The following is an 11148-nucleotide window of genomic DNA, read 5'->3' as shown; positions in this document are numbered from 1 at the left end:
TCTAGGGGCTGCCCAGAGTCGTCATCGGACCTTCCTGCTCCTCCTGGCCGGCGGGTCCGTCCTGGAGACCCTCATCGGCGGTCAGCCCCTCGGGCCGATTCACGGAGCGGTTCTGCTCCCCCTGGCTTGCTGCGATCCTGTTGGCCTCGCCCGTCAAGATCTGGTGCTTTCATCCAGTCTGGGTGTGAGCCCGGGTGTCGATCTCGACGGCCACAGCGAACGGCATGGTCAGGACGGTAGCGCCGGTGTCATCAGTGACCTCGAAGGATTTCTGGATGGCCTCGCTGAACGGAGCCCCGGCTCTGAGCGCTTCGGAGACGACTTGCTTGGCGCTGATGACTAGGTCGTGCCAGACCGCTTCGAGATCGGGGTATTCGTCACCCTCGGGTACCTGGCGCAGCCCCTCCTTGGAGCGGACGTTGAAAAAGTACCGGGGCATGGTCTGTCTCCTTCGGTTCGCCGGAGGCTCTCGGAGGATGCAACGATGGTCCTAACTTATACAAGGCCAGCCTTGGAGGGGCTCGTCAACGGAGCGTGCGTAACCATGGCCCATATGAGTGTCCCGGGCGACCGAACCTTAGATTAGGCTTTATGATCCTCAGACTCCCACGTAATGCCCACACATAACTCCGCGGGCAGCGTCACGCTCTCGTTGCCGGGCGTTCCCCTAACCGGAGAACGAGCCGAAACCTTCAAAATCGGTCGTGGGTGGAACAGACTTACCAAGCGTGCTCAAACGACCTAGGGGCTCCTGACCCATCTGGCGCTCAAGCGCAGCCTTCATTCGGCTGTTATTGTTGCTGGAAGCTGGAGCATAGCTAGGTTGCTTTGACACAGAAGGCCAAATGCAACGGTCGGGCTTGATGTGATTGTGCATTCGCTAATCTCATCGACGTGGGTGGCGATTATGGAGATGAGCGGAGAATGCCTCGTCTCACAGGACGTTCCACCGGCCAGGGCCATGGTGCGAAGTCCAACCAACACCGCCTCTGTGACGAATGGCTTGGCATTCGGCGCCCTGGGTGTGCCAGACGTAGTTCTGCATAATGCCATTCGTGGGCATGCGGAACGTCCCATTCGCCCATGAGGAACAGTCTTCCGAAAGCTTGGTTGTAGGTCCCAAGTACCCGGGCCGCGTGTGTGCCCTGGGCAACGGGAGACATGATGGCTGCCGATCCAAAGCCGCTGAAGCTGTGGGACCGCGACAAGGGCAAGTCGGTCGAGGAGTGGATGCCTGACCACCAAGCCACCTACGAGACCCGTCCGAGACGCTCGCCCTTGCAGTGGCTGCAATCGACCCCGCTCTACGACAGGCTCTACGCACTCTATCAAGACGCGCCCTGGACTGCCCGCCAGATCGAGCCTTTTGCGCGTGAGTACAACATTGACATGAGTGAGTTCGAGCCGCGTAAGTATCGCTCCTTCGCTGACTTCTTCGTTCGCGAGTTTCGGCCGGGCGTGCGGCGCTTCCCCGACGATCCAGCCCAGATGGGCGCACCAGCCGAGGCGCGCTACTTCGGCTGGAAGCGCTTCAATCCCGAGCAACGCTTCCCAATCAAGGGGCAGTCGCTCGCAGCTGAGGACATCCTCGGCAGCGCCGAGCGTGCCAAGCCATTCCTCGGTGGACCTGTCATCCTGATGCGGCTCTCACCTGTTGATTATCACCACGTGCACTATCCCGACGATGGCCGTACCGTGGATCACCAGCGGCTCGGACGCAGCCTCTGGACCGTGACTTGGCCGGCGCTGCAGAACAAGCCAGACATCTACGTTCGCAACGAGCGCCAAGTGAACATCCTAGAGACAGAACACTTCGGACGGCTCGGCTTCGTCGAGTTCGGCGCGCTTACTGTCGGCCGCATCGTGCAGCACCACCCGCTCGATCAGCCTTTCAAGCGCGGCGCCCAGAAAGGGGTGTTCAAGTTCGGCGGCTCGGCGGTGGCGATCTTCGGCGAGCCGGGCGCGTGGCAGCCATCTGACGACATCCTGGAGCATACCCCGGCGGGCATGGAGACCATCGTGCGTCTGGGCGAGTCAGTCGCCAGGGTCTCATAGCCTGATGGATTGAGCCGAAGGTCTAAACGACCGCGTTGGCCCCGGTCCGGCGTGACGTTGATGGAAGGAACGGGTGAGCAGGCAGGCTTCGTGAGCTGTTTCGCGCCCGCTCAGACAGGACAACGCGAAGCGCGGGATTTTCGACAAGTGAATTCCCAGTGCAAAGGCGTCATTGGACTCGCGGGAGCAGCGCGGGTCTGACGTCCCAGTCCCGCTTAGCCGGCGGAGCGGCCGCCACGTGCGCCACCCAATGGGTGTCGTTCACGAACAGGTTCAGCCCCGACTTAGCGCCCTGCAAGGCGCTGGGTTGATCCGGCCAATGCACCGCATCGAGCGCCCAGACCGATGCCCCCCACCGAGAGTCCCGCCGAACAGGCCGTTGACTGCCAGGAGGACCCAGCGATTGGGACGGCGCCGATGGAACGCGATGAACGACAGCACGCCGTAGACGGCCACGCAAACGGTGACCGCGACTAGGCCCCACGCTGCGTTGCCGTTCACGCGCCGCGCGCCTGCAACAGGAGCGGGGACCTATTAGCAGACTTGTTTCGCCGCATCCAAATCTTGAAACGAGGCGCGGCCACACTAGTTGAGCAGCTTGCCGAGCTTACCGCGCCGGGAGCCGTTGCATGGAGCTGCAGCAGCGCGCCGAGCGCGCGTTGGACGCCCTGAGCTTTTTCGCCTCCGACGCCCGATACGGGCTCGGCGCGTACCTGGGCGTTTATCTGATGACCGAGCACGGCTGGGATGCGGCGAGCATCGGCGCGGCGCTCTCTGTTGGTGCCCTGACCGGTCTCGTGTCGCAGGCGCCATTGGGCGCACTTGTCGATGCAGTAAGGGCAAAACGCGCGCTAGTCGCGCTCGCGGTCGTGGTGGCGACCGCAACCTGCCTCGTGATTCCGCTGGCGCCCCAGTTCTGGTCGGTCGCAGTAGCGGGCCTCGTCGGGGCGCTGGCGGCCGTCATGATCGGGCCGACCCTTGCCGCCATCTCGCTCGGCACCGTCGGACCCGCGCGCTTTGCCCGGCGGGCCGGGCGGAACGAGGCCGTGTTCCACCTTGGCGACGGCTCAATCAGCTTGGTGATTTTGCTCGCTGCGCCCTTCCTCGGCACTTCGGTCCTGTTCTGGACGATGGGATTTTCGGCGATAGCCACCGTAGCGGCCGCTGCGGCTGTCCCCTCGCGCTCAATTGACCAAGATGTTGCTCGAGGCCTTCTGCCCGGTGAGGCAGTGCACGGGGCGAAACTGTCGGCCTGGAGCCTACTGTTAGGTTCCCGGCCTCTTATGGTGTTTGCGGCATGCGGGGCCCTGTTCCATCTCGCGAACGCGTCCATGCTGGGACTGGTCTCACAGAAACTCGCTTTGCAGAACGTCGGCCAGGGCATCGCCTTGACGGCGGCATCCGCCATCGCGGCGCAGTCGGTGATGGTTCCCGTAGCGTCACTCGCGGGTGCTCGGGCAGACGTGTGGGGGCGCAAGCCGTTGCTGCTGGCCGCCTTCGTGGCACTCGCGCTGCGTGGAGCTCTCTACACCTTTTCCGACAACACGGCGTGGCTGATTGCGGTGCAACTGCTCGATGGCGTCGGTGCGGGGCTGATCGGGGCCTTGTTCCCAGTTGTAGTTGCCGACCTCACACGAGGGAGTGGACACTTTGCGGCTGCTCAGGGCGTGGTCGGCACGGTGCACGGGATCGGTGGCGCGATAAGTATGGCGCTCACCGGCGCATTGGTGGTCTGGGCGGGGTACAATGCCGTCTTCCTCGCTCTTGCCGCAGTAGCCGGACTCGGCGCTGTGCTGTTCTGGCTGTTCATGCCGGAAACCCGAACCGCCAGCGCGGTGGCCACGGGCCGCCGAACCATAGGCTGAGCTGCTACCTAAGGTACGATCATAATGCCCTAACGTGACGGCTGGATTAGAAAGCGACTAACAGAACCGGCTGATCTGGTTGCGGGTGATGAGGCTGGCGGCGGGAGTGGTAAAGGCTTAGTAGATATTGGCGCGTCGTTCGTAGCGGATAGGCAATCGCGGGAAGACGTCGGCGCCTAAGCTAGCGATAGGCTGCGCTGGGGCGACTTCGGCCATGGGCAGATCGACATTTCGAGGCTGCCTAACGAGCTGCCCGTTTAGGCCGCATCCTGAACTCCGTCGCTCGACAGCCCCTCGGCCTGAAGGCGCCACATCCGGTCAAACAGCCCGCCGGCACGGCGAAGGTCGGCGGCCTTTCCGTCCTCAACGATCCGGCCGTCCTCAACCACGAGGATGCGGTCGAAAGTAGCGAGCGTGGACAGGCGATGCGCGACAGAGATTACCGTGCGCTCGCGCATGAGCCGTACGAGGTTATCCTGGATCTCCATCTCTGACTCGGTGTCGAGAGCCGAGGTCGCCTCGTCAAAGATGATGACTTGCGAGTCTTTTAGGAAGGCGCGGGCGATGCCGATGCGCTGGCGCTGCCCCCCGGAGAGCTTGGCGCCCCGTTCTCCCACAACGGTGTCGTAGCCCTGGGGAAGGCGGCGAATGAAGCGGTCGCAGGCGGCAGCATGGGCGGCCGCATAGACTTCCCCATCGGAGGCATCCGGGCGCGCGAAACGGATGTTCTCCATCACCGAACGATGAAGCAGGCTGATTTCCTGGGGAACCACAGCCAGCGCGTCGCGGAGAGAGTCCTGAGTGACAGTCTCGATACCCTGTCCGTCGATCAGGATGGTGCCGCCATCCGGGTCGTAGAGGCGCTGGATCAGGTGGACTACCGTGGACTTGCCCGCCCCCGAGGGGCCGACGATGCCGACCTTTTGCCCGGGTGGGATCTTCAGGCTGAACCCGTCGAGCGTTTTGTTGTGGGGCCCGTAGCCGAAGTTGACATTCCGGAACTCGATCTCACCGCGGTGAAGGGAAAGGCTCGGCGCATCCGGCAGGTCTTGCACCAGGCGGGGCTTGGCGATGACCGAGAGCGTCTCCTCAATGAAGCCGAATTGTTGAGCGAGGTCGACAAGCGAGAGGGCCATGTCTTTTGAGCTGTGAAGGACACGCAAGGTCAGCCCGGATACCACCACCACATCGCCGGGGCTGGCCTTGCCCTCGCTCCAGAGGATCAGGACCCAGCTCAGAAGGGCGGCTGCCATAACCCAGAGAGCCCCATCGTGGAGCATGCGTGCCTTCTCCAGGTACATCCAGCTTCCCTGCTGGCGCATCGCCTCGCGGCGGAACAGGGTATCGAGTCTTTCGTATTCCCGGCGACGGGCTGAAAAGGCCTTGATCGTCCACATGTTGGCAATGCCGTCGATCAAGTCGCCCGCAGCGAGGGCCGCTTCACCGGAATAGGCACGATGGCGGGGACGGCCACGCTCACCGAACCATATCTGCACGGCGGTGACGAAGACGACGAAGGCGAGGAGAACCGCCGACATACCAGCGTTGACACCCGCGAAGATGACGATGGCGCCGAGAAGATCCACGAGCGGCGGGATGATACGCCAAACGAGCGTGTTGATCAGGGCACCGAAATTACCCGCGGTCGCGGTTATACGCTGTCCCAGCGAGCCCGCGAGGTTCTCGGCAAAGTAGCGCATTGCCTGCCCGCTGAGGCAGTCGAAGAGTTCGAGGCGTAACTCAACCCCGATCCCGACGGTGGTCTTGCACGTCAGCCATCCCGTCAGGCGGTGGAAGATCGACTCCGCTGCAATAAGGCCGAGGAAGAACGCGAGGGATAGGGTCACCCACCCTGACAGTTCGCGCGGCCCGACCATGCCATCGACCAGGAGCTTCATGACGTATTGCTGCGCCACCCCACAGGCAGCGGCCAGGACAATCAGCGCGAAGAGCGTGCCGAAATGCCAGCGCCAGCGCAGGACATGGTGCAGCATGAACCGGCTGGGAAGGCGCAGGTGCTCAGGCAGCGCCACGCTCTCTGCGGCGGAGGGGGGCGTCTCAAATGGCATCTCGTTGAAACTCCTCTTGGCGACCGAGCACGAGGATAGGGGCCTGCCGCGCGATTTCCTCGACCAAGTCGGAGTTCACTGTGCGGCGACCACTCTGGTCGGCTACTCGAAGCCGTCGAGAATGGCGCTTCCTAGAAGGAAAGATGGCTGCTCTTTCACCGGAGGGTTTCCTCCATGCGTGGACTATCATTCCGCAGCCTGCCCCCGTGTCTGGTCCTTGAAGGCTAGGCGGTCTCGAACGAAGCGGTCGATGGCGCTGTCGAGCGACGGCATCATGAGCCCGCGGACGCTCGTAAGGGCCGTGTTGGTTGCGCCCCCGCACAGCCGCGTCAACGGCGGACATGCAACGCCCATGGTTGCCGCCATGCGGTCGGCGAGGCCGGTCCATGTGGTCTCTCCCTGGTTGGCGAGGTGCCAGATCCCCCTTTCGCCGTCGATCAGGAGGTCGAGGGCAGCGTGGATCAAGTCCGGCACGTAACTCAGCGAAGTAACGTTCGATGGTAGGGTGGGTAGGAACTCACCAGCCACGAAGGCTGCGTGCAGGGTCGATGGCAGGCTGAGCGTCTCCGATGCAGCCATGAGGCAGCCGGTGCGGATCTGGAGCGCCGCGGGGTGGGCCTTCGCCACCAAGCCCTCGGCCTGCGCTTGGCTCGTACCGAACAGGCTGAGCGGAACCGAGTGGGCATCCTCGGCATGGACGGGTCCCGTGCTGCCGTCGAAGACGAGATTCGAGGTGAACCCGAGGAGCGGCAGGTTGCCGGCGGCGCAAGCGGCGGCGACGGCCTGCGCCGCGTAAGGATCGGTCCAGAGGGTGGCGCCCGGATAGCGGACGGCCTTTGCAGACAGTTCGAGAGTCGAGGCGTCCAGCACGGCCCAGGGCCTACGGCCCGCACTAAATGTAAGGGTGTCGCCAACATCCATGACGCAAGGGATGTGCAGGGTGTCGAGGCCTCGCCACGCGCAAACGCGCAGGACTTCGTCCGTGAACGGGCCCTGCGCCCCAAGGACGACGAGGGGCCGCCCGGGCTCCTGGGGCGGGCTCTGGTACAGGGAAGGCTGGTAGTGCCGCCCGAGCCGGCGCCACCAACCGGGACGTTGCAGGACGGGGTGCTCGAAGTGCCCCTGAATCGCGAGGTCGCTCGCAGCGCGGCCCAACGCGGTCAGGCGGGGCGGCTGGGAGCGGGTGTCGAATGCGCCTGGCTCGTAGAACCCATGTCGGTTCACCAACAGGGAGTTCCAGTCCACGGCGCCAAGCAGCGCCCACACCGTGACAGCTTCAACAGGGCAGCCGGCGCGCCGAAGATTGCATGCTGCCTCCCAAACCTCTTGCAGCCATCGCAGCTGCTCGTCACGGGTGCAGCCATGGTGGGCCTCCGTGACTGCCAGCGGACGCCGGTAGCGATGCCAAACCTCGGCAAGGCGCGCCTCCGGACCGGTCGTCCCGGCCAGCAGGTCAATGCGGACGGCTTCTGCATCGGCGTAGCGGTGACGTCCGTTTCCACCTCGCAAGCTGCTTGGATAGGCCATAGCGTTGGTATCGAGGTAACGCTCGCTTGTGAGATAATGGTTGACCCCGATCAGATCCGGGGCGCCTTCGCCCTCGGCGAGGAGGTCCAGATCAGATCGTGCAATGCCGATGGAGAGAAGACGGGCATGCCAGGGATGGGATGGCCCTACCCGCCCGTCGAGAAGGTCAAGGCTGAGCCAGCGACGTTCGTTCTCGTAATTGGCCTGATACGCCAGCTTGGCGACTGAGAAGGTCTTGCCGATATCCTCGGTTTGGATGAGGCGAGCTTCAGGCGTGACGCGGCGGATGGCGCGCATGCTGAGCAGTACGGCCTTGCATTGGTTCACAAGGGCTCGAAGGAAGTCCGCCTGGTTAGTCCGGTGTGGATACCAGTGGCCATAAAGCGCGCTAAACCGCGCCGTGGTCAGGGGCTCGTTGACGGGCGTGTAGTCCGTGACCCAGGGATAGCGCGCCGCGACGCGGCCCGCATGAACAGCGAGGCCCTCGGCGAAGCCCGGGTCGAGGAGGCTGGTATAGGAGGGGCCGCTTCCATGATGCACGAGGCCGACGACGGGGCGGATGCCAAGTTCCCGCAATCGGGAGAGACGCGCGTCGGTCCAGTTCCACTCGCAAGTGTCCGAGCGCAGGGGCGAAATAGTCTCCCAAAGGACGGGGTACCGCAGAGTACGAATGCCGAGGGCGGCCGCGGCATCGAGATCCCTAATGCGGTTGGCATGTCCCGTCTCTATGAACTGGTCGCGGAACCGGGCGCCGAGGCGGACGGTGCTACACTCAAACCCACCCCATAGATCCGGGAAGCCATGCGGCGGTTGTGATAAGGCCACGTCATTCCCTAGGAAAGGGTTAGACTTTCTTTCCCTTGCTGGAAACTCTCCGCATCGGCGTGAGTTTCATTCTAGAGTCCACTAATTATTCGGCAGAAAATTCCTTCAAGCACCAAAACTAAACGCATGTGTATTGCTTCAAGTTAATGCGCAGGTCGTAGATATCTGCCGAGACCGAATCTTGGCGGGTCCTATATTTTTTGCAGATCTTCAATCAGGAGTTACGCAACCTTGGATCGCGGAACAAGTCAGCCAGTCGGACAAACTTCCGCTCTCGGAACGAGTGAACCACAGCCAACTCCGGCATTTCCCGCTTGCAAGGACCTGTCAGCCAAGCCGCTTCTGCTGTGCCTCTCACACCTGCGATGGGCCTTCGTTTGGCAGCGTCCGCAGCACCTCCTCGTACGAGCCGCCGCACATTTCGTCGTGATGGTGATCGAAGAGCCGCTCTACGAGGATTGCTCCGTCCCGTACCTGCGCATCGAGACAGTTCAGTCAGGCGTCAGGGTGGCAGCCCCGATTATCCCGCCAGGAACCCCGCCGGAGGAGGCAGCCGCGATCCAGGAGAAGCTCATCGGCCAATGGCTGGCGGTCTCTCCGCCCGGCCCCCGGATCTTCTGGTACTACACGTCCGCGGCCATGGCCTTCACCCGCAATCTGCCGCGCGACCTCACCATCTACGACAATATGGACGAACTATCCGCCTTTCGCGGCGCGTCACCGAGCCTTCTCGGGCTGGAGGTTGAGTTGCTCGGCCGGGCCGAGATCGTGTTCACGGGCGGTGCCAGTCTCTATGAGGCAAAGCGGCACCGGCACGACAATGTCCACTGCTTTCCTTCCTCCATTGACGTCCGCCATTTCGGGCGTGCCCGGAAGGCCCCTCGAGAGCCTGCGGACTTAACAGAAATCCCACGTCCGCGCCTTGGCTTCTTCGGCGTCATCGACGAACGTTTCGATGCTCTCCTGCTCGCCTCGGTGGCCAGCCTTCGGCCTGACTGGCATTTCGTTATGATCGGCCCGGTGGTGAAGGTCGACCCCGCGCTGCTACCGCGCGGCGCCAACATCCATTGGCTCGGGCCAAAGCTGTACGACGACCTGCCCGAGTATCTTGCCCACTGGGATGTCGGCCTAATGCCGTTTGCCCTGAACGAGTCGACTCGGTTTATCAGCCCGACGAAGACGCCCGAGTTTCTCGCTGCAGGCCTCCCCGTGGTTTCCACACCCGTGCGCGACGTAGTGGACGCTTATGGCAAGGAGGGCCTCGTCGAGATCGCCTCGACAGCGGCGGACGTGGTCGCGGCCGTAGAGCATCTGATGCGGCGTCCTCCCAACGCCTGGCTCGAATGCGTCGACGCGCGCCTTGCGACGGGATCTTGGGACACGACTTGGGGGGCCATGCTGGCCATGATCCGTACCGGACTCGCCGCACCGGCCCATCCCGTGCCACGGCTCGCCACGTCAATCTGATCCAAGCCTCGACCGACCGGCCCATCCCCGACCCATCAGGAGAATCCCATGTACGACTGGCTCATCGTCGGGGCCGGCTTCGCCGGTAGCGTGCTCGCAGAGCGCCTGGCCCGCGAGCGCGACGAGCGCGTGCTCGTGATCGACAGGCGCGATCATGTCGGGGGCAATGCCTACGACGTCCTCAACGATGACGGTCTGCTCATCCACCGCTACGGCCCGCATATCTTCCACACTAACGCGAAGTCGGTCTTCGACCACCTCTCGCGCTTTACCGAGTGGCGTCCCTACGAGCACCGGGTTCTCGCCGAAGTAGACGGGCAGCGCGTTCCTATCCCCATCAACCTTGACACGGTCAACCGGCTCTACGGCTTGGATCTGGCACCCGACTCCCTGAAGGAATGGCTCGCGGCACGAGCAGAGCCGGTCGCCGAGGTCCGTACCGCGGAGGATGTCGTCGTTTCCGCGGTGGGCCGCGAACTCTATGAAAAGTTTTTCCGTGGGTATACCCGCAAGCAATGGGGTCTCGACCCCTCTCAGCTCGACAAGTCCGTGACGGCGCGGGTGCCGACCCGCTTCGACCGTGACGACCGCTACTTCACAGATGCCTACCAGGCCATGCCGAAGCACGGTTACACGGCCATGTTCGAGGCGATGCTTGATCATCCCAACATCACCGTCTCGGTGGGCACCGACCATGGGGCGCTAGGCGCCGGGAGGACGGCACGGCGCACGATCTTCACCGGCCCTGTCGACGCCTACTTCGACTACCGGCACGGGCCGCTGCCCTACCGCAGTCTGCGCTTCGAGCATGTCACGCGCGAGGTGGAATGGCATCAGCCCGTTGGCGTAGTGAACTATCCCCAGACCGAAGACTTCACCCGGGTCACCGAGTACAAGCACCTCACCGGACAGGTTCATCCCCATACCGCTCTCACCTACGAGTTTCCCGAGGCGGAAGGCGACCCTTACTATCCGGTCCCGAACCCGGAGAACCAAGCCCTGTTCAAGCGCTACGAGCGCCTCGCGCTAGACGAGCGTGAAGTCTGGTTCGTCGGGCGCCTCGCGACCTACCGCTACTACAACATGGACCAGATCGTGGGCCAGGCCCTCGCCACGTTCCGTCGCATCGAGGAAAACGTGCCTCGTAAGGACGGTCGCTCGAGCCGCGGCTCCGAGGCGATGGCCCCTAACGCCACGGCCAGCTAAGCCAGAATTAGTAGTGGGTCTTGTTGGGCGTTTTCGACACCTTGGTACAGATCAAGGCGGCGACGGCAGGCGTGCGGCGGATTTGGAAGGCGGGTTATCGATATTCGAAGGCTGAGGGTTTATCATCGGTGATC

The 11148-nt window shown here is 63.3% G+C and carries 7 protein-coding genes; 4 read left to right on the top strand and 3 right to left on the bottom strand.

Translation table 11 applies throughout. The annotated features are described in order from the left end of the window. Positions 1 to 169: 169 nt before the first annotated feature. On the bottom strand, positions 170 to 439 hold the full coding sequence (locus ACYQOP_RS21030) for a DUF6894 family protein (RefSeq protein WP_461223821.1): 270 nt from the start codon (positions 437 to 439) through the stop codon (positions 170 to 172). A gap of 725 nt (positions 440 to 1164) precedes the next feature. Here ACYQOP_RS21030 and ACYQOP_RS21025 point away from each other — a divergent pair. After that, on the top strand, positions 1165 to 2055 hold the full coding sequence (locus ACYQOP_RS21025) for a phosphatidylserine decarboxylase (RefSeq protein WP_461223819.1): 891 nt from the start codon (positions 1165 to 1167) through the stop codon (positions 2053 to 2055). A 629-nt stretch (positions 2056 to 2684) separates the two neighbouring features. Continuing rightward, positions 2685 to 3920, top strand: a complete 1236-nt coding sequence (locus ACYQOP_RS21020) for an MFS transporter (protein ID WP_461223817.1) — start codon at positions 2685 to 2687, stop codon at positions 3918 to 3920. 257 nt (positions 3921 to 4177) lie between these two features. Here ACYQOP_RS21020 and ACYQOP_RS21015 read toward each other — a convergent pair whose 3' ends face one another. Both ACYQOP_RS21015 and ACYQOP_RS21010 read right to left on the bottom strand, forming a co-directional pair. Beyond that, positions 4178 to 5989: an ABC transporter ATP-binding protein gene (locus ACYQOP_RS21015; RefSeq protein ID WP_461223815.1), complete on the bottom strand. Its 1812-nt coding sequence runs from the start codon at positions 5987 to 5989 to the stop codon at positions 4178 to 4180. Between the two features lie 186 nt (positions 5990 to 6175). Continuing rightward, on the bottom strand, positions 6176 to 8341 hold the full coding sequence (locus ACYQOP_RS21010; RefSeq protein ID WP_461223813.1) for a sugar nucleotide-binding protein: 2166 nt from the start codon (positions 8339 to 8341) through the stop codon (positions 6176 to 6178). 429 nt (positions 8342 to 8770) lie between these two features. On the opposite strand from ACYQOP_RS21010, the gene ACYQOP_RS21005 reads away from it, so the two are divergent. Both ACYQOP_RS21005 and glf read left to right on the top strand, forming a co-directional pair. After that, on the top strand, positions 8771 to 9808 hold the full coding sequence (locus ACYQOP_RS21005) for a glycosyltransferase (RefSeq protein WP_461225412.1): 1038 nt from the start codon (positions 8771 to 8773) through the stop codon (positions 9806 to 9808). A 48-nt stretch (positions 9809 to 9856) separates the two neighbouring features. After that, the gene (gene glf / locus ACYQOP_RS21000; protein WP_461223811.1) at positions 9857 to 11014 is read left to right on the top strand and encodes a UDP-galactopyranose mutase; all 1158 of its coding nucleotides are present in this window, start codon (positions 9857 to 9859) and stop codon (positions 11012 to 11014) included. The last annotated feature ends 134 nt before the right edge of the window (positions 11015 to 11148 follow it).

The organism is Methylobacterium sp. CM6247 (assembly GCF_054817925.1).
The sequence above is the reverse complement of the archived record's forward strand: the minus strand, read 5'-3'. Positions and strand labels throughout refer to the sequence as shown.